Raw genomic sequence first — 18,362 nt, 5'->3', positions numbered from 1 at the left:
TGACTGGGGTCAGCGCCGGAACAGGATGTCGTGGGCCTGGACGACGTCCAGGCGCATCTGTTCGACGAGCGCTTCCGGCCCACGGTACGCCACCATGCCCCGCAGCCGTGCCGCGAACTCCACCACTACTGTCTGGCCGTACAGATCGAAGTTCTCAACCGGTTCTTCCGGGCGGTCGATGACGTGTGCCTCGACCTGCCGGCTGACGCCGTCGAACGTGGGGTTGGAACCCACAGAGATGGCAGCCGGCCATCTCGTGCCGGCCTGGTCCACGAGCCAGCCGGCGTAGATGCCGTCGGCCGGGATGTAGCCGCTGGCTTCGGAGGCCAGGTTGGCGGTGGGGAAACCCAGCGCACGGCCGCGGGCGGCACCGTGGACCACTTCGCCGCGCATCCGGTGCGGGCGGCCCAGCACGGCAGCCGCCGTGGTGACGTCTCCGTCCCGCAGCGCCTCACGCACCCAGGTGGACGAGCAACGGCGGTCCTCACCGCCGTCGTCGTGGATGGGGAACCCTTCGGAGCCGAACTCACTGATGACCTGCACGGTAAAGCCGAACTTCTCCCCCAGTTCCTGCATGGTGGACAGGTCGCCGGAGTTGCCGCGGCCAAAGCGGGCGTCATGGCCGATCACCACATGGCTGGCCTTGAGGCTGTCGACTAGGACCCCGGAGACAAATTCTTCAGGTGTCAGGCTGGCGAGCTCCAGGGAGTATTTCATGACCAGGACGGCATCCAACCCCAGCTCGCCGAGGGCAACGAGCTTGTCCTCGAGGCCCATGATGAGCTCCGGTGCGGACTCGGGCCGGTGCACCTGTGCCGGGTGGGGGTCAAATGTCACTGCGACAGCGCGCGCGCCGTTGAGGCGGGCCGTGCGGATCAGCTGGGAAAGTACCTGCTGGTGCCCGCGGTGTACGCCGTCGAAATTGCCGAACGTGACAACGGTAGGGCCGAAGTCCGCGGGGACCTCGGACGGATCGTTCCAGATGTGGACCATCAACCTCGCCTTTTACTGCCTGCCATTGACTCGTCCGAAAACCGCGCCGGGCCCGGAACTCTCCTAGATTACCCGCATTTGCCTGTGCTAACTGACGCCGATGCCGGCCCCGGCTTCCGCCGCCCCGTCCTTTTCCTTCCCCGGCCTCCCGCCCGGGACTAGGATGCAAGGGCAGCATCCGGCGACGCAACTGCGCGCCGCAGCCAACGATGCCCGCGCTGCCCGCCGGGCTGAAGGAGAGTCCTATGACTGACATCCGCGAGATTTTGGAACAGATTCCTGTTGACCAGATTGCCGGATTGCTTGGCACGGACCGGGAGTCCGCCCAGGCCGCCGTGGAGGCCGCGGTGCCCACCCTCCTTGCGGGCATGCAGAGCAACGCACAGGCGCCGGAGGGTGCAGCCTCCCTGGAGTCGGCACTGGCCCAGCACCAGGACGGGCTCATTGCCGGCGGTGTGGACGTTTCGCAGGTGGACACGTCCGACGGCGAGAAGATTGTCAGCCACGTTTTCGGCGGCCAGCAGGACCAAGTGGCCAGCCAGCTCGCAGGGACAGCCAACCTGGGCGGCGTTGGCGGAGACCTCGTCCGGAAACTCCTGCCCATTCTCGCGCCGATCGTGATGTCCTACCTCGCCAACAAGATCCTCGGCGGACGGAATGCGGGTGGCGTTGCGGGCGGCGACTCTTCCGGCAGCACTGGCGGACCCGGGGGCATCGATCTCGGCGGCATTCTGGGTGGCATTCTTGGCGGCGCTTCGCAGGGCGGCGCCGCGGGCCAGGGCGGACTCGGCGACATCCTTGGGGGCATTTTCGGCGGAGGCGCCCAAGGCGGGCAGCAGTCCAGCAATGCGGTAGTACCGGAGACCGTCAACGACTCGGCCCCGCAGGCTCCGACGGGTCCGCTGGGGCAGCCGATCCAGCAGGGCGGTGCGCCCGTTCCGGGCGAGTTGATCGACGTCGACCTCCCCGGTGAGCGCACCCAGGACCAGACCGGAGAGCGCGCGGAGGAGCGAAAGAACGACGACGGCGGGCTCGGCGGGCTGTTGGGCGGGCTCTTCGGGAAGAAATAGCCTGGCGGCCTGATGCTCCCGCACCATCGTGGTGCGGGAGCATGATCGTGCCTGGTCCGGGTTAGGGCCGGGCGGATTCTCCGGTGGCATCCACGGGCCCTGACGTGGCTGTTGCCACCTGTATCAGCCAGTTGTCCAGTTCCCTGGGCTTGCGAAACACCAGCACCGGCGGCATGTCCGGATCGGCCTGCCATGCCCTGAAGACCCGCTTTTTCCTGGCAAATGAGTTGAAATGCCAGTAGAAGATCGAGTCTTTCGCAAAGAGCCTCGCCAGCGTTTCTACGTTTCCATTGCAGACGGGCTGCCTGGTGACGACTCGACGGACCGAGCGGCGGATCAGCCTGCCAAGCGACAGCCACCGGGGGTAGTCCAGGGCAACAACTAGTTCCGCCCGGGGTACCACGATGTCGCGCCAAACGCCGTAGGCGCTGTCCAGGACCCAGGAATCGCGGGCCGCCACGTCCGTTGCGATCTCGCGTTGCTGTTCGACGCTTCGCTGCTGCCAGCCGGGAAGCCAGCCGATGTCGTCGTCGGCGGAAACCTCCGGGAGCCCGGAAGCAGCGGCATAAGCGTGGGCGGCCGAAGACTTGCCGCTACCCGTAACGCCGTAGAACAGGACCCGGGCTGGAATTGGCGGAATGGATTTCACGGGCTGCTCCCCCTATTTTGCTCGGCACTCGGCCGTCCGTTGACGCCGGCGCACCGCGATTTGCCACGATAGCACCCGGCTGAATCAGCCGCCGTCGGAGAATGCCCCGACCTGCTGCTGCAAACCTCGTCGGTCTGGCGCGCGCAATTTCGGACGACGCCACCATCTGCTACGTACAGGACATCCTGGTCCACCCGACAGTTCAAGGTTCCGGTGCCGGCCGGGCGGCGGGCCAGTGCAGCCGTCATGGGATCTCGACAGCGCGTGGTTTGATGCGCTGTCGCCTCACTCGAGTCGGAAGTACGTGTTTCGTCGTGGGACCTGTCGGGGGTCGATGTGGGGTGGCGGGATGAACCAGGGGATCCCGGTTTTGACCTGGATCTGCCACTGTTCCTTGTGGATCAGGTGGTGGTGGTGACTGCAGAGCAGGGTGCCGTTCTCTGCGCTGGTGGTTCCGCCGTGGGACCAGTGGGTGATGTGGTGGGCTTCGCACCAGGGTGCGGGGATGGTGCAGCCCGGGAACGCGCAGCCCTGATCGCGGGCGGTGAGTGCTTTGCGGATGTGGGGCGGGAAGACGCGGGTGGTGCGGCCGATGTCGAGGATGCGTCCCTGGCCGCCGAGGAGGACGGGGATGATGTCGGCGTCGCAGGCGATCTTCCGGACGGTGGCGGCGGTGACGGGGCCGGTGAACGTGAAGGAGCCCGTGCCCGGGATGCCGGTGCCGTGTTCGAGGTTCTCCAGCCGGGCCAGGAGGTCGCGGTAGTCGATGGTGACCATGACCTGGGGCCGGAGCCCGCCCGCGGCAGGAAGCCCGCCCGTGGTCAAGCCGGCTTTGACCGCGCCGACGAGGCCGTCCAGGAGCTGCTGCGGCCGGGTCCGCTGGTCCAGATCATCCAAGGCGCCGGTGCTGTTGTCGCCGGCGCTGCCCTCATCTGGTTGTGTGCGGGGGTTGGTGGCGATATTCATCGCCGTCAGCAGGTATTCGGATTGCTCGGTGGTGGCGAGGATTTCCATTCGCTGGAGTCCGCGGCGGGGCTGTTTGATGAAGACACCCTGGCGTTGGCGGAGTTCGGTGTCGGTGGGTTCGGATCCGTCCTGGTCGATCGCCTCTGTCCATTGCCGGGCGACGCGGGCGACGAAGTCGGTGTCGTTCTCTACTGCGGCTCGGGTGAGTGCGTGTTCCATCCGGCCGGTAACTTCCGTATCGGCGTGGTGGGCGGCCCGGTCCAGGGCGAGCGTGATGATGGTCGCGGACCGCGAGGCCACGGTCCCGGAGGCCAGAGCCTCGGCGAGCTCGGGCCGTTCCGGTGGTTGGGGGTGCCCGGTGATGCCGGTCCGGGGCAGGACCGCCTCGGCCAGGGCGAGCCGGCGGCTGGCTTCTCCGGCACCGATCCGCAGCCGGGCACGGAGGAACTCGGTGGTGTTGCGGCAGCCGTCATCCGCAGGGTCCGGTTCTGTGGACAGGTTCGGAGCTTCGTTCCGCACGGCCGTCTCGGCAGCCTGGCTGGTGTCGGTTTGGCTGGTGTCGGTTTGGCTGGTGTCCGTTTCACTGGTGGCCCAGCCGATCGGGCCGTGCACGGCGGTTGCTTCGCCCCACCCGGTGGTCCAGCCTCCCGTAGAACTCGAGCCAGCCCGCGCAGCCGCAGAGGCCTCCCGCCGGGTCCGGTCCACGGACCCGGCCGCAAGCACTTGCAGGTATTCCGTCGTCCGGGCGATACCCTCGACAATCGCCGCGAAGTCGGCAGCTTCGCGGAAGCCCATCCCCGCAGCGTCGGTGAGCGCCGTCGAACTCAAAGCACCCAGCAGCGCAAGGATCCGGGCGACATCACCGGACCCGCCGCCGTCGGACGCTAACGCCTGAGAAGGCTGCGCTCCGGCGGGCAGGCTGCGCAGGCCCGGACCGGAAGAGAACCGGACAGCAGAAGCGGCGGCGGGCAATGCCGCCCGCCGCAATGCCCCTCCTGCCACTGTGAGTTCCCCCAAGACCTCCATGGGATGACTCTGCCGCGAGGGTCCGACAATTTACGGCCGCTGAGTCAGGCGGACCGTGACCCTGCAGACTGTGAACTAACTGACGCCCGCCGCCTGTACAGCCACACAAGGCCAAGGATGGGAAGCAGCAGCGGGACAAATGCGTAACCACGGCCGAAGAGGGACCAGACGGTCTCGTGCGGGAAGTTGACGGAGTCGAAAATGCTGAGCGCTCCGACCACCACCACGCCAATCAGTTCCACGAGGACGGCCGCCACGGACACCTTGAACCACGTCCTGCCCGGCCTCGCCAGGGAGATCGTGGCGACGACATAGACGAGTGCCGCGAACGCCGAGAGCAGGTACGCAAGGGGCGCCTCGTTGAACTTGGTGAGAATCTGGTAGCCGGCGCGCGCCGTGGCGGAGATGGCGAACACTGCGTAGACGGCGATCAGCAGCCGCCCGGGCCCGGTGTTCCGGGTGTCCTTGGACTGGGCCTTTGGTGCCGCGTCGGTCTTGTTGACGGGGGTTTGCGGAGTCACGTCTTGTGCTTCTTCCACTCAGTACCAGATCTGGTTCATGCGGGCGGCCATGACAAGGGCTGTGACGCCCACGGCAGCCAGGACAAAGTTGCTCCACCGGGTGCGTTCCAGGATGGACCAGTACACGGCGCCAACGGGCAGGATCAGCGCAGTGATCAAATAGCCCCAGAATTCCCAGGGTTCCCCGGCCATCTGTTCTCCCGACGAAACGCGGACGATGGAGCCGACAAGGTAAACCAGGAGTGCCAGTTCGACGGCGGCCACGGACAGGATGGTGGCGTCGTTCGGTGCTTTGTTCATGATCCCCGCCACGGCGCAGATGATCGTGGACAGCAGGCCGACGGCCAGGATGATGTAAAAGTACGCGTCCACGCTACTTGGCCCGCTCGCCGCTGCCGGGCCGTTCGTTGCTCGGGGCAAAGACGAGCACCGGCTTGGCGTAGCCGCCGGCGTCCGCCAGCAGGGCCACCAGCGAGCCGTCGGGCGCGAAAGCGGCGGCGGGATTGTCGGCGGTAGCAGCGTCCGGCGTTCCGGCTGCCGCGCCCGCGGCTATCCGCCGGCCGAAGGAGATTTCAGTGGCTTCATCCTCGCTGAGCTCCCGGTTCGGCATGAGCGCCCGCGCCGCCCGGGACATCTCCAGGACTTCCAGTTCCTCTGCCAGCTGCTCGAGTGTCCGGGCCTGGTCCAGCGTGTAGGGGCCAACCTGGGTCCGTCGCAGCGCCGTCAGGTGGCCTCCCGTCCCGAGCGCGTCACCCAGGTCGCGCGCCAGGGCCCGGATGTAGGTTCCGGACGAGCACTCCACGGTGACGTCCACGTCGAGGACCTCGCCTTCGCGCTCCGGGCGGACCGAATGGACATCGAAACGGTGGATGGTCACGGGCCGTGCAGCGAGCTTCACGTCTTCGCCGGACCGGACCCGGGCATACGCGCGTTCCCCGTCGACTTTGATGGCGCTCACGCTGCTGGGCACCTGCTGGATCTCGCCGGTGAGTGCTGCGACGCCGGCCCGGATGGCTTCCTCGGTGACCGCCGCGGCAGATTGGCTGCTGACCACCTCGCCTTCGGCGTCGTCCGTCACTGTCGATTCGCCCAGGCGGATGGTGGCTGTGTACGTCTTTGATGTGCCCACGATGTACGTCAACAGCCGCGTGGCCTTGTTGATCCCGAGGACCAGGACACCCGTGGCCATGGGATCCAGCGTGCCGGCATGCCCCACTTTCCGGGTACCGGCCAGCCGCCGCATCCGTCCAACCACATCGTGGCTGGTCCATCCTTGCGGCTTGTCAACTATCACCAGTCCAGAAAGCACGCCTCCCAGTATATCCGCGCCCGCGGCGCTCCCATTTCGCACGACGGCGGGCGGCCGGGTCCCGCGGGCGGCCGGCAGCGGGCCGTTAGGATGGCAGACATGCCCGAGCTTGCCGCCCACGTCCACGACTTCCCCGTCAACCAGATCCGCGAGATCACCGAGGCCGCATGGGCCACCCCCGGAGCCATCGTGCTGAGCATCGGCGAACCAGGCTTCGCCGTCCCCCGCCACGTCCTGGAGGCCGGCATGGCATGCCTGGACCGCGACGAAACCAACTACACGCCGAATGCCGGAATCCCCGCCCTCCGCGAGGCATTCGCCGCGAGGTTCCGTGAGCACAACGGCGTGGAGGTCGGGTCCGAACGTGTCTACGTCGTGGACGGTGCACAGCAGGGCCTCCACTTCGCCATGAGCCTGCTGCTTTCCCCCGGCGACGAAATCCTGATCCCCAATCCGGGCTACCCCACCTTCGCCATGACCAGCCGGCTGCTGCACGCTGTCCCCGTGCGCTACCCGCTGTACCCGGAACACGATTTCCAGCCGAGGATCGAGGACATCGAGGCCCTCATCACGCCGCAGACCAAGGTGCTGATCCTGAACTCGCCGTCCAACCCGCTGGGCGCGGTGCTGGGCGGCGACCTCACCCGCGGCCTCGTTGACATGGCGCGGCGCCACGACCTCTGGATCATCTCCGACGAATGCTATGAGGCATTCACCTACGATGTCCCCCATGTCAGCCCCGCCCGGTTCGACAGCGACATCCCCGGGGAGGCGCGGGTCTTCACTTCGTTGACGCTCTCCAAGACCTACGGACTGACGGGGCTGCGGATCGGCGCGCTCATTTGCCCGCCCGGGCTGGAGCGGAAGATGAACAATGTGATGGAGTCGATCGTTTCCTGCGTCGCCTCTCCGTCCCAGTACGCCGCGCTCGCCGCGCTTGAGGGGCCGCAGGACTACGTGGGCCATGCGCACGCCCACTACCGGGCCAACCGGGACGCAGCCTCGGCAGTGCTGGCATCCAAGGGCATTCCGTTCCTTTCGGCGCAGGGTGCGTTCTACCTTTGGGCGGATGTATCCCACGTCAGCGGCGGCGATGTGCGGTCCTGGGTCCGAAAGTTCCTCGCCGACGCCGGGGTTTCCTTCGCACCCGGCACGGCCTTCGGTTCCATCGGCGAAGGCTGGATCCGGATTGCGCTCTGCGGCGCGCAGGCTGAACTCGTGGAGGGCCTTGGCCGCTTGCCGTCCAGGGCCTGACACCCCCACGTCCAAGGACTGACGCCCCGCGTGCTGCGGCCGAACCGCGAGTCCCGCGGGAACAGCGTCCAAGTGGGGCAATGAGTCCCTAGTGCGAACGCTGTCCGCGCTTTAGTCTGACCGGAGGGGCAGCACCGGAGAGGAACATCATGTGGTGGCAGGACCTGCTGTGGGGCTTCTGGAACGGTTTTACGGCGTGGATCGTGCTCATCGCGCACGTTTTCGGCGCATGGGCTGAGTTCCCCTTCTACAACAACGCGAGGGCCGGCAACTGGTACGACTTCGGTTTCCTGCTGGGCATGGGATCGCCGCTTCTCGGCGGCCTGGGGGCGCGCGGCGGCCGCCGGTCGCGGACATAGCCGCGGACAAAGTTCGATACACCTGGGCCGCAGGGGCCTTTAGTATTCGATTTCCTCCTCGGGCGGCGCCTGCTCGGGCGTCCATGACATCCTGACGATGAAGTGGGCCTCGGCAACGTTCCTGGCGATGATGGCCCCTGCCGCTCCCGCCAATTTCACGCCGAACTGAAGTTCCAGATGTTCCGGCGCCAGGTCCGCCAGGACGTCCGCGGCGGCTTTTGCTGCCGGCCGGATGGCCGCGAGGGCATCCTCAAGCCTGCGCCCGGTGTCCTGGATCCCCTGGTCGTCCCGCGAAGGGTGTTCCACTCCGAAGCTGCTTTCCTCTGCTTCGACGAGGACCATGCCGGATCCGACTTCGTAGCGCAGTATCTCTGTCATGGCTTCCTCCGTGTGCCGAATATGGTTGCGAGAATGTGCTGCAGATTGCTGAGCAACGACTGGGGCCGGGACCGGAGCGCTGCTCAGCTCAGCGTGGACGAAAGCGCGTGCTCCAGCCAGGTCCGCAGGGCCGGCGCCGGCGCGGCGCCCGCCTGCCGGGCAATCACCATTCCGCTGACAATCACCATCAGCGTGGGGATGGCCTGGACTGCGAACCTCGCGGAGAGCCCGGGAGCCTTATCCACGTCCACTTTGACCAGTTTGATCCGGCCTGCCTTCTCCGTTGCCAGCTGGTCCAGGACGGGGCTGACCAACTTGCAGGGGCCGCACCACTCGGCCCAGAAGTCGATCAGGGCAGGCACGGTGGACTGCTCGGCGATGTGTTTGAAGTCAGCGTCGCCGGCGTCGACAATCCATGGCAGGTCGTGGCGGCAGTTGCCGCAGCGCGGACGGCCGGGAGCAGCTGCCGGGATCCTGTTTGTCTTCCCGCAGCCGGGGCACCTGATGAGTCGCGGTTCCACTGCGCCGCGCTGCCTTCCAGCCGCACCTGAGGTCATGGCTTAATCGGACGCCTGCCGACCATTGCCGGATAGAGTCGAAGGTCCCGCCGCTCCAGCAGGCCGGAACCCCCACGCCGAGGTCAGTATTCAGTGCGGTCCGGGTTGTCCCGCCACGCGTCAAAAGGGACGTTCGACGTCGGGACATCGGTTTGGCTGACCGGCATCAGTTCCGGGCGGGTGCCGTCAAAATATTCGTAGAACAGGGCGTCGTCGAACCCGGCAGCCGCGGCACCGTGCCTGTCCGCGGCAAAATACACGCGGCCGATCCGCGCCCACAACGCGGCCGCGAGGCACAGCGGACAAGGCTCGCAGCTTGCGTAGAGCACCGCCCCGCTGAGATCGAAGTTGGCGGATTCTGCCGCCGCCGTGCGGATGGCAACAACCTCGGCATGTGCAGTGGGGTCGTTATCCCGGGTGACCCTGTTGACGCCAAAATGGCTTTTTCCGTCCGCGGTGACCACCAGCGCACCGAACGGTCCGCCGCCGTCGGCCACATTCTGAACGGCGAGGTTGATGGCCTGGCCCAGGAAATCCTGGATATCGGCGGCTGAAGGTTGGGCATCCATGCTCCGATCATAGCCAGCCGGCCTGTTTTTCCGGTGAGCCGGACCCGGCAGTTTGCGTGACCATCGACGGGACCATCGACGGGGGCATCGACGGCGCCGAACACCCGGAATTAGAATATGGGCAGTGGGGGGCGGCCGTTCATTGCGGTAGCCAATCCGTGGTCTCAAGGCTCTTGATATTCATCAAAGGCCATTGGAGAGAACCATGAGAAATCAACGTCGGGTGATTGCGTCCGCGGCAGCTATCGCCGTGCTCCTGGCGCCCGCCACTGCGGCCAGCGCCGCGCCAGCCGAGCGGACCCCCGTAGTCCTCGCGGGCGGACTAGTGGGTCCCCTGCACGTCAACGCCGACCGGGGCGGCTCGGTCATTGTCAGCGAGGAATTCGCCGGCCGCCTGACCCGGGTTCTCGCCGACGGCAGCAAGTCCACCGTCTACTCGGCTCCTGACTGGGACGTGGCGGGCACCGCGGAGCGCCGGTCCACACTGTACCTGCTGGAAAGCCAGGGCGCGGGCCCGATGGACGACCGGCCGCTGGCAGGCCACATCCGGGCCATCAGCGATGACGGTACGCAGTGGACATTCGGGGACTTCGCTTCCTTGGAGTCGAACGAAAACGCCGACGGCGGGACCCGCTACGGTTTCCGCAACCTGCCGGCTGAGTGCGCCGCGCAGCTGCCCGCAGGCATGCCGCCCGCCTCGTACACAGGCGACGTGGATTCCCATCCGTACTCGATCGCCCTGTCCGGCCGCACGGCCTATGTGGCCGATGCGGGAGCCAACAGCGTGGTCTCCGTGGACCTCCGTTCAGGTGACACGGAAACCGTCGCCGTCCTGCCGCCCCAGCCCTACCGGATCACCGCGGAGGTTGCGGCTGCACTGCAACTGCCGGACTGTGTTGTGGGACGGACGTATGCATTTGAACCCGTGCCCACGGACGTGGCAGTCGGGCCCGACGGGTGGCTCTACGTCACCACGCTTCCCGGCGGACCGGAGGATCCGCGGCTTGGAGCACGCGGGTCCGTCTACAAGGTCAACCCGGACAACGGCAGGGTTAGGCTATTCGCCGACGACGTGCTCTCCCCCACCGGGCTGGCATTTGACGACGACGGCGACATCTACGTCGCGTCGCTGTTCGGCGACGGCGTGCTCAGGATTAGCGGCGACGACGGGCAGCGAACTGTCCTGACAGGCAAGCTCACGGCCGACGTCTCCATCAGGGATGACAAGCTGTACGCAAGCACGGATGCCCTCCCGGCGCCGAACCAGGCGCCCGACGGCAAACTGGTGTCCATTGACTTGGACGGCCACTCCCGCCACTGAGGCCGCTCCCTGGACACAAAAGTGGCCGGACCCCTTCCGGGTCCGGCCACAATCATGCATGCGACGTCCTACTTGTTGCCGTCTTCGTTGATTTCTTCGTCGTCGATGAGGTCTTCGTCCTCTTCGTCGAAGTCGTCCTCGTCGATTTCGACATCCTCGGGAATGTCGCTCTTGTAAGGATCGGCGTCGCCGGCGTGCTTGGCGCTGGCAGCCAGGGCGGCAACCTCGGCGTCGCGCTTCTTGGCGGCACGGAGCAGTTCTTCGAGGTTGGAGGCATTCACCGGAATCTGGTCAGCCACGAACTCGAGGGTGGGAGTCAGCCGGACCGTGATGTTGCGGCCCACTTCCTGCCGGAGAACGCCCTTGGCCTTCTCCAGGCCCTTGGCGGCATCCGCGTGCGCCACTTCATCCCCGAAGACGGTGTAGTAGATCGTGGCGTGCTGCAGGTCATTGGTGACGCGCGAATCGGTCACGGTGACGCCCTCCAGACGGGGATCCTTCACCCTCCGGCCCAGCGCCTCCGCAACAACAACCTTAATCCGCTGCGCCAACTTGGCAGCCCGTGCGGGATCAGCCATTTCCACTCCTAAAAATTTTGGATGTACGACGACGCCTGTTGGGCGGGGTCGCTCGTTTCAGTTTTCTGCCACGCACTACGGCGAGTCAACGACGGACTCCCGTTGGAATTTTTCCGGCGGCCTGGGAGTGGCATCGGGCCTGCCGAAGCTGGGCGGCAATGGATCGCAGATCCGTTGCCGCCCAGCGTAGGGGCGGGGCCGCCGGAAAAATTCCAACGGCCCCGCCAGCGAAGCAACACGTTAGACGCGCGGCTTCTCGCGCATCTCGAAGGTCTCGATGATGTCGCCTTCGTTGATGTCGTTGTACGAGCCAAGGCCGATACCACACTCGAAGTCCGTGCGGACCTCGGTTGCGTCGTCCTTGAAGCGCTTGAGCGTCTCAACGGTGAGGTTGTCGCCGATGATCTTGCCGTCGCGGCTGATGCGGGCCTTCGTGTTGCGTCGGATAACACCCGAGCGAACGATGGAACCGGCAATGTTGCCGAACTTGGAGGAACGGAACACTTCGCGGACCTCGGCGGTGCCAAGCTGGACCTCTTCGTACTCCGGCTTGAGCATGCCCTTGAGGGCCAGCTCGATGTCATCGATTGCTGCGTAGATGACGGAGTAGAAGCGCATGTCCACGCCTTCGCGGTCTGCCAGTTCGGCAACACGCTCGGCGGGCTTGACGTTGAAGCCGATGATGACGGCGCTGTCGACCGTTGCCAGGTTGACGTCGTTCTGCGTGATCGCACCGACACCGCGGTGGATAACGCGGAGCTGGACACCTTCGCCGACGTCGATCTTGAGCAGCGCGTCTTCGAGGGCTTCCACGGCACCGGACACGTCACCCTTGAGGATGAGGTTGAGGGTGTCGATCTTGCCTTCGGCGACGGCCTGGTCGAAGTCTTCCAGGCTGATGCGCTTGCGGCGCTTGGCCAGGGCGGCGTTGCGGTCGGCTGCTTCACGCTTCTCGGCGATCTGGCGGGCGGTGCGCTCGTCAGCGGTCACGAAGAAGGTGTCGCCTGCACGCGGGACGTTGGACAGACCCAGCACCTGCACGGGGCGGGACGGGCCGGCCTCGGTCAGGACGCTGCCGTCGTCGTCGAACATCGCACGGACGCGGCCGTGGGCCGTGCCTGCCACGATGGTGTCGCCGACGTGCAGCGTACCGGACTGGACCAGGACGGTGGCCACGGAACCGCGGCCCTTGTCCAGGTTGGCTTCGATCGCGATACCGCGGGCGTCCTTGTTCGGGTTGGCGCGCATGTCCAGGGCAGCGTCTGCGGTGAGCAGGACTGCCTCGAGCAGCTCGTCGATGTTGAGGTTCTGGCGGGCAGAGACCTCCACGAACATGGTGTCGCCACCGTATTCCTCGGGAACCAGTCCGTACTCGGTCAGCTGGCCGCGGACCTTGTCCGGGTTGGCGCCTTCCTTGTCGATCTTGTTCACAGCCACGACGATCGGCACGTTGGCCGCCTGTGCGTGGTTGAGGGCCTCAACGGTCTGCGGCATCACGCCGTCGTCCGCTGCGACCACCAGGATGGCGATGTCGGTGACCTTCGCACCACGGGCACGCATGGCGGTGAACGCCTCGTGGCCCGGAGTATCGATGAAGGTGATCTTGCGTTCGATGCCTTCGTGGTCGGTGGTGATCTGGTAAGCACCGATGTGCTGCGTGATGCCGCCGTGTTCGCCCGCGACAACGTCGGAGTTACGGATGGCATCCAGCAGGCGGGTCTTACCGTGGTCAACGTGACCCATGACGGTGACAACCGGAGGACGTGCCTCCAGTACTTCGTCGCCTTCGGCTTCCAGCTCTGCGTCGAAGTCGATGTCGAACGTGCTGAGCAGCTCGCGCTCCTCGTCCTCCGGGGACACGACCTGGAGCTTGTAGCCAAGCTCCTCGCCCAGCAGGGCGAAGGTCTCTTCATCCAGCGACTGCGTGGCCGTGGCCATTTCGCCGAGGTGGAAGAGCACGGTCACCAGTGCAGCGGGGTTCGCCTCGATCTTGTCGGCAAAGTCCGTGATGGACGAGCCGCGACGGAGCCGGACAACGGTGTTGCCGTCGCCGCGGGGCACGCTTACGCCACCCAGCGACGGAGCACTCATCTGCTCGAGTTCCTGACGCTTGGCACGCTTCGACTTGCGCTGCTTGCCACGGCCTGCGCCGCCCTTACCGAAGGCACCCTGGGTGCCACCGCGACCGCGGCCGCCCTTGCCGAAGCCACCGCCGGCCGGAGCACCGCCACCGGCACCCGGAGCACCACCGGTACCCGGTGCGCCGCCCGGGCGTCCGGGGCCGCGGCCACCGCCGCCGGGACGGCCTGCACCAGCGGGTGCGGGACGTTCGGTGCGGTTAGGCATCATGCCCGGAGTAGGACGGTTTCCGCCGCCTGCACCGGGACGTGCGCCGGGAGCACCGGCCGGACGCGGAGCGCCGGGACGTGCACCCTGGGTGCCGCCGGGACGCGGAGCACCCGGACGGGGTCCACCTGCACCGGCTGCCGGACGCGGGCCGCCGGGGCGTTCGCCCTCGGTGCGGCTTCCGCCCGGACGTGGCATTCCCTGGGAAGGCGCGAACGGGTTGTTGCCCGGACGCGGCGGACGTTCGTTGTCGCCGCCGCGGCCCCGGGGCATGCCCTGGGACGTGGCGAAGGGGTTGTTGCCGGGACGGGGACCGCCCGGACGCGGTGCCGAACCGCCCTGGCCGCCGGAGCGCGCCGGGGCCGCGGGAGCTTCAGCCTTGGGGGCCGGGCGTGCGCCGGGCTTAGCACCGGTGGACGGTGCCGCCGGGGCTGCCGGCGCAGCTGCTGCTGGAGCCGGGGCTGCGGGGGCAGGGGCTGCAGCGGGAGCAGGCGCCGACGGGGCCGGGGCTGCGGCCGGAGCTTCAGCCTTGGGTTCCGGAGCCTTCGGAGCTGCCGGGCCCGGCGCGGGGGCCGGACGGGAAGCCGAGGGGCTGGCGGGCGCCTTGGGCGCTGCAGCGGGAGCTTCGGACTTCGAAGCGCCGGCGGCGGGGTAGGCGTTGCGGAGTTTCCTCACAACGGGGGCCTCAATGGTGGAAGAGGCGGAGCGAACGAATTCGCCCAGTTCCTGCAGTTTGGTTACTGCATCTTTGGAAGTAATACCGAGCTCTTTAGCAAGCTCATGTACGCGGACCTTGGCCACATTTCTCCTGTCTCGGTCCGCACCGAGCCAGGCACGAACCGTCTACTTCTTACTGCGGACCTCCGCCGCGAGTGCAGCTGAAAGGTCCATTGCAGAGCGCAACAAAGTTGTCATCGTTGCGCACTCATCGCTGGGAACTCATCGGGTTTCCATCAGTTTTCTGACCCGCTTTCAGGTTGGACGGTTGTTGCTGCGGCCACCGGAATGTCCACGGCTTGCGTGCCTGCCGTTATCCGGCGTTCGACGGCGGCAATTCCGGTGGTGCCCGGGAGGGCACGTCCGAACGCACGCCGCTTTATAGCCAGCGCCAGGCACGTTTCGCTGGAGTGCAGCCAAGCACCCCGGCCAGCCATCCGGCGTCGTTCGTCCACCACGACAGCGGCGGAACCGCTGCCTTCGGCGACGAGCCGGAGTAGCTCAGACCGCGGACCCTTCTTCCGGCATCCGATGCAGGTACGCTGCGGCTGATCCTCAAGGTGTTGCGTGTGCGCCACGGTGAGTATCTTCCTGCCCTTACAAATCTGCCGCCCCGAACCCGCCCGCCGGTGCTGCGCCCCAAAGGAACGCAGGTTCTGCGGGCACGCTCAAGGCGCACGGATACCGGCCATAAGGCACGGTCAATGTCTATTCTAGCCCCTCAGGTGCCCCGGCCCCGAAACGACGGGTCGAAACCGGGCGGGACAGTCCGAGGGTGCCCTCCGCAACGGCGGGCTAGTTTTCGCGCTGAACCGCGGCGTCGGAGACGATGTCGATCCGCCAGCCGGTGAGCTTGGCGGCCAGGCGGGCGTTCTGGCCCTCCTTGCCGATGGCAAGCGACAGCTGGTAGTCCGGCACCACCACACGTGCGGAGCGGGTCGCTTCATCCGTGATGGTGACGGAATTCACCCTCGACGGCGACAATGCGCTGGCAATGAAGCTGGCCGGATCCTCGCTGAAGTCAACGATGTCGATCTTTTCGTCGTTGAGCTCGGTCATGACGGCCCGGACACGCGAGCCCATTTCACCGATGCAGGCACCCTTGGCATTGATGCCGGGGATGTTGGCCTTGACAGCGATCTTGGTGCGGTGCCCGGCTTCGCGGGCGAGTGCCACGATCTCCACCGAACGGTCGGCGATCTCCGGAACTTCCAGCTCGAAGAGTTTCCGGACCAGTCCGGGGTGCGAGCGGGACAACGTGATGGACGGACCCTTGGTGCCGCGGTGCACGTCGATGACGAAGGCGCGAAGCCTGTTTCCGTGAATGTACTTCTCGCCGGGCACCTGTTCGGGCGGGGGCAGCAGCGCCTCCACCGTTCCAAGGTTCACCTGGATCATGTGCGGGTTGTTGCCCTGCTGGATGGTGCCGGCAACAAGTTCGCCCTCGCGGCCCTTGAACTCGCCCAGGACGTTGTCGTCCTCGACGTCGCGCAGCCGCTGCAGGATGATCTGGCGTGCCGTGCTCGCAGCGATGCGGCCGAACCCGGCCGGGGTGTCCTCGAACTCACCGATGGGGGCGCCGTCGTCGTCGATTTCGGTTGCCCAGATGGTCACGTGTCCGCTCTTGCGGTCCAGCTCTGCGCGGGCCTTCTCGAAGGCTCCCGGAGACTTGTGGTACGCCACCAGCAGCGCCTGCTCGATGGTCGGAATCAGGAGGTCCAGCGGGATTTCACGCTCACGCTCCAGAAGTCTCAGTGCGCTCATGTCAATATCCATCAGGCCTCCTCAGAAGGTCCATTGTTTTCATCTTCCAGACCGACCTCATCGAGGTGGCTGAACTCTATCTCGACTTTTCCATTGCGGATCCTGTCGAAAGGAATCTTCTCCGGTTCGCCCTGCTTGGGCTTCATGCCCTTCTTGGCGGCGATCTCCGGTATCAGTGTCACGCCGTCCTCATCAACGGACTGGATCCTGCCGGTCAGGTTCTCGCCCTGGATGACGTTCACCTTCACCATGCGGCCGCGGGCACGGTGCCAGTGGCGCGGTTCGGTGAGGGGCCGTCCCACGCCGGGCGAGGAAACCTCGAGGTCGTAGGGGCGGCTGTCGTAGCTGGGGTCGCTGTCCAGGATGCCGGAGAGCTCCTTGGAAATCTCCGCAATAACGTCAAGGCTTACTCCGCCGGTCTCCTCCTGCGGCAGGTCCACCACTACGTGGACCACACGGTTTGCACCGGCAACCTGAATGGATACGTCCTCCAGGTAAAGCCGGTTTGCCTGGACCGAGGGTTCCAGCAGCGCCCGGACGCGCTCGGCTTCCGGGTTGTGCACGGATTCGGCCTCAGCCTTGCCCGTCCCGGTCCGGTCTGATGAAGTCGTGGCTTCTGCATTACTCACGATGCCGGCCGCCTCCCGCTAGATGATGTTGTGTGTACTAGCGTAGCCATTTTATGGCCACCGTGGTGCACTCGCTTGCTGCCGGGCATGACAACATGGTCTGTTGTGAAAGACGACACCAAGGAAAAACCCCGGCCGGCACACTATTTCCGGTACGGCATCCTGGCGTCGTTGGCCATACTGGTCATCAGCCTGGGGCTGGCGCTGACACCCGGCCCTCCGCAGGAGGCGCCGGAACCCGCGTTTTCCGAACGGGCACGGACCGCCGCGCTTACCGAAACGATGCAGCTGCGCCTTGCCGGAAGAAAAATGGCTGACTCCTTTTCCGGCGCCGAGCGCCAGGCCCTGCTGCGCACTGTGACTTTGCTGACAACCCAGGCGAGGGCGCTGACCGGGACCGATCCGGAACCGTATGCGTCGGCCACGGGTGCTGCATCCGCATCGGGAGCCGGCACAGCCACCGCAACTCCGGCGGCGCAGGCCGAGGCGGCTGATTCCCCCGCAGCACTCGTTGCCGCGTTGTCCGCCAGCGGCAGGCAGCGCCTCGAAGATGCGGCAGCGTCCGACGGCGGGATGGCACGGCTGCTTGCCGCCGTCGGCACCGCGCAGGTTCTTCAGGCGACCTCGCTGGCACCGGCGCTGGGGGCAGCCGCCCCTGCGGCGCCGGAGTCCCCCGCCGCTTCACCGACAGCCGCTTCACTGGCAACCGCTTCACCGACAGCCGCGCCGGCGGCCCCGTCATCGGCAACCGCCTCGCCTGCAGCTGACGGTTCCTGCCCGCCAGCTTCCACCGAGTCCGGTCCGGCTGATGGATCGGCTGAAGGATCAGCCACCCCGAAGACAGCACTGGCGATGACCGTCAAGACCGAGGCCGAAACGGTCTACGGCTACCAGGTGGCGCTTGCCCGCCTCGACGGAGCCGCCGCCGGCTCGGCGTCGGAGCTGCTGGCCCGGCATGAATCGGTGCTTGCTCAAGCCGAGGCCCTCAGCCGCGCCCTGTGCGTGGACATTCCGCCGCGGGAGGCCGGGTACACCCTTGGCCCCTCGTTCCTCGCATCCCCCGCCGCCGGGCTGGGAAGCCTTGAAGCAGGAACGCTTCCGGTATACGGGGACCTTGTGGCGTTGAGCGGCGGGAGCACGCGGCAATGGGCCATTTCCGGCCTCCTCGCAGCCGCCAACCGCGCCGTACTGTGGGGCTCCGACCCCGGTCCCCTGCCGGGCATCGTGGTGGATACAGCGCAACTTCCGGAGCTCCCCCAGGAAAGCCCGTCGCAGGAAACGACCGCGCCGGGGGCGTCAACTGTGCCGTCGGACGCCGGATAGAACCCGCCTCACCCTAAGCGTGCCTTACCTTTC

19 protein-coding genes are annotated in these 18,362 nt (G+C 66.6%); 5 read left to right on the top strand and 14 right to left on the bottom strand.

The features are described 5' to 3' along the window. Nucleotides 1–9 precede the first annotated feature (9 nt). On the bottom strand, nt 10–993 hold the full coding sequence (locus tag PV761_RS01670) for a bifunctional riboflavin kinase/FAD synthetase (protein ID WP_028271972.1): 984 nt from the start codon (nt 991–993) through the stop codon (nt 10–12). A 245-nt stretch (nt 994–1,238) separates the two neighbouring features. Here PV761_RS01670 and PV761_RS01665 point away from each other — a divergent pair, with 245 nt between their 5' ends. Continuing rightward, nucleotides 1,239–2,063, top strand: coding sequence for a DUF937 domain-containing protein (locus PV761_RS01665; protein ID WP_347893816.1), 825 nt, complete (start codon nt 1,239–1,241; stop codon nt 2,061–2,063). A gap of 61 nt (nt 2,064–2,124) precedes the next feature. Here PV761_RS01665 and PV761_RS01660 read toward each other — a convergent pair whose 3' ends face one another. From PV761_RS01660 to truB, 5 genes are all read right to left on the bottom strand, one after another. After that, on the bottom strand, nt 2,125–2,712 hold the full coding sequence (locus PV761_RS01660; RefSeq protein WP_347893814.1) for an adenylate kinase: 588 nt from the start codon (nt 2,710–2,712) through the stop codon (nt 2,125–2,127). A gap of 285 nt (nt 2,713–2,997) precedes the next feature. Beyond that, nucleotides 2,998–4,704 (bottom strand): DUF222 domain-containing protein, encoded by a 1,707-nt coding sequence (locus PV761_RS01655; RefSeq protein ID WP_347893812.1) that lies wholly within the window; start codon nt 4,702–4,704, stop codon nt 2,998–3,000. A 44-nt stretch (nt 4,705–4,748) separates the two neighbouring features. Next, complete coding sequence (locus PV761_RS01650; protein WP_347893810.1) at nt 4,749–5,225, bottom strand: hypothetical protein; 477 nt, start codon at nt 5,223–5,225, stop codon at nt 4,749–4,751. Nucleotides 5,226–5,243: 18 nt separating this feature from the next. Beyond that, the gene (locus tag PV761_RS01645) at nt 5,244–5,597 is read right to left on the bottom strand and encodes a hypothetical protein (protein ID WP_347893808.1); all 354 of its coding nucleotides are present in this window, start codon (nt 5,595–5,597) and stop codon (nt 5,244–5,246) included. A 1-nt stretch (nt 5,598) separates the two neighbouring features. Next, entirely contained in the window at nt 5,599–6,534 is a 936-nt protein-coding gene (gene truB, locus PV761_RS01640; protein ID WP_347893806.1) for a tRNA pseudouridine(55) synthase TruB, read from the bottom strand. A gap of 99 nt (nt 6,535–6,633) precedes the next feature. Between truB and PV761_RS01635 the strand changes: the two genes are divergently transcribed. Beyond that, a complete protein-coding gene (locus tag PV761_RS01635; RefSeq protein ID WP_347893804.1) occupies nt 6,634–7,788 on the top strand; it encodes an aminotransferase class I/II-fold pyridoxal phosphate-dependent enzyme in 1,155 nt (384 codons plus the stop codon). Between the two features lie 149 nt (nt 7,789–7,937). After that, nucleotides 7,938–8,147: a hypothetical protein gene (locus PV761_RS01630; RefSeq protein ID WP_028272182.1), complete on the top strand. Its 210-nt coding sequence runs from the start codon at nt 7,938–7,940 to the stop codon at nt 8,145–8,147. Nucleotides 8,148–8,186: 39 nt separating this feature from the next. Here PV761_RS01630 and PV761_RS01625 read toward each other — a convergent pair whose 3' ends face one another. The 3 genes from PV761_RS01625 to PV761_RS01615 form a co-directional block, all read right to left on the bottom strand. Then, nucleotides 8,187–8,525, bottom strand: coding sequence for a CU044_2847 family protein (locus tag PV761_RS01625; RefSeq protein ID WP_028272181.1), 339 nt, complete (start codon nt 8,523–8,525; stop codon nt 8,187–8,189). An 83-nt stretch (nt 8,526–8,608) separates the two neighbouring features. Beyond that, nucleotides 8,609–9,046 carry a thioredoxin gene (gene trxA, locus PV761_RS01620; protein WP_156372287.1) on the bottom strand — a complete coding sequence of 146 codons (438 nt, stop codon included), beginning with the start codon at nt 9,044–9,046 and terminating at the stop codon, nt 8,609–8,611. 119 nt (nt 9,047–9,165) lie between these two features. Continuing rightward, nucleotides 9,166–9,651, bottom strand: a complete 486-nt coding sequence (locus PV761_RS01615; RefSeq protein ID WP_347893800.1) for a nucleoside deaminase — start codon at nt 9,649–9,651, stop codon at nt 9,166–9,168. Nucleotides 9,652–9,856: 205 nt separating this feature from the next. On the opposite strand from PV761_RS01615, the gene PV761_RS01610 reads away from it, so the two are divergent. Then, the gene (locus PV761_RS01610; RefSeq protein WP_347893798.1) at nt 9,857–10,972 is read left to right on the top strand and encodes a ScyD/ScyE family protein; all 1,116 of its coding nucleotides are present in this window, start codon (nt 9,857–9,859) and stop codon (nt 10,970–10,972) included. 68 nt (nt 10,973–11,040) lie between these two features. On the opposite strand, the gene rbfA is transcribed toward PV761_RS01610, so the two are convergent. From rbfA to rimP, 5 genes are all read right to left on the bottom strand, one after another. Further along, complete coding sequence (gene rbfA, locus PV761_RS01605; protein WP_028272177.1) at nt 11,041–11,550, bottom strand: 30S ribosome-binding factor RbfA; 510 nt, start codon at nt 11,548–11,550, stop codon at nt 11,041–11,043. A gap of 240 nt (nt 11,551–11,790) precedes the next feature. Next, nucleotides 11,791–14,697 (bottom strand): translation initiation factor IF-2, encoded by a 2,907-nt coding sequence (infB, locus tag PV761_RS01600; RefSeq protein WP_347893796.1) that lies wholly within the window; start codon nt 14,695–14,697, stop codon nt 11,791–11,793. A gap of 152 nt (nt 14,698–14,849) precedes the next feature. Beyond that, on the bottom strand, nt 14,850–15,191 hold the full coding sequence (locus tag PV761_RS01595; RefSeq protein WP_347893794.1) for a YlxR family protein: 342 nt from the start codon (nt 15,189–15,191) through the stop codon (nt 14,850–14,852). 217 nt (nt 15,192–15,408) lie between these two features. Further along, nucleotides 15,409–16,389: a transcription termination factor NusA gene (gene nusA, locus PV761_RS01590; RefSeq protein ID WP_028272174.1), complete on the bottom strand. Its 981-nt coding sequence runs from the start codon at nt 16,387–16,389 to the stop codon at nt 15,409–15,411. Next, the gene (gene rimP / locus PV761_RS01585) at nt 16,389–17,006 is read right to left on the bottom strand and encodes a ribosome maturation factor RimP (RefSeq protein WP_347893792.1); all 618 of its coding nucleotides are present in this window, start codon (nt 17,004–17,006) and stop codon (nt 16,389–16,391) included. Before rimP ends, nusA begins: the two co-directional genes overlap by 1 nt. Before the next feature lie 105 nt (nt 17,007–17,111). On the opposite strand from rimP, the gene PV761_RS01580 reads away from it, so the two are divergent. Further along, the gene (locus tag PV761_RS01580) at nt 17,112–18,329 is read left to right on the top strand and encodes a ferritin-like domain-containing protein (protein WP_347893790.1); all 1,218 of its coding nucleotides are present in this window, start codon (nt 17,112–17,114) and stop codon (nt 18,327–18,329) included. Nucleotides 18,330–18,362 lie beyond the last annotated feature (33 nt).

Origin of the sequence: Arthrobacter sp. CC3 (genome assembly GCF_039907775.1) — a bacterium.
Classification (GTDB): domain Bacteria; phylum Actinomycetota; class Actinomycetes; order Actinomycetales; family Micrococcaceae; genus Arthrobacter.
The sequence above is the reverse complement of the archived record's forward strand: the minus strand, read 5'-3'. Positions and strand labels throughout refer to the sequence as shown.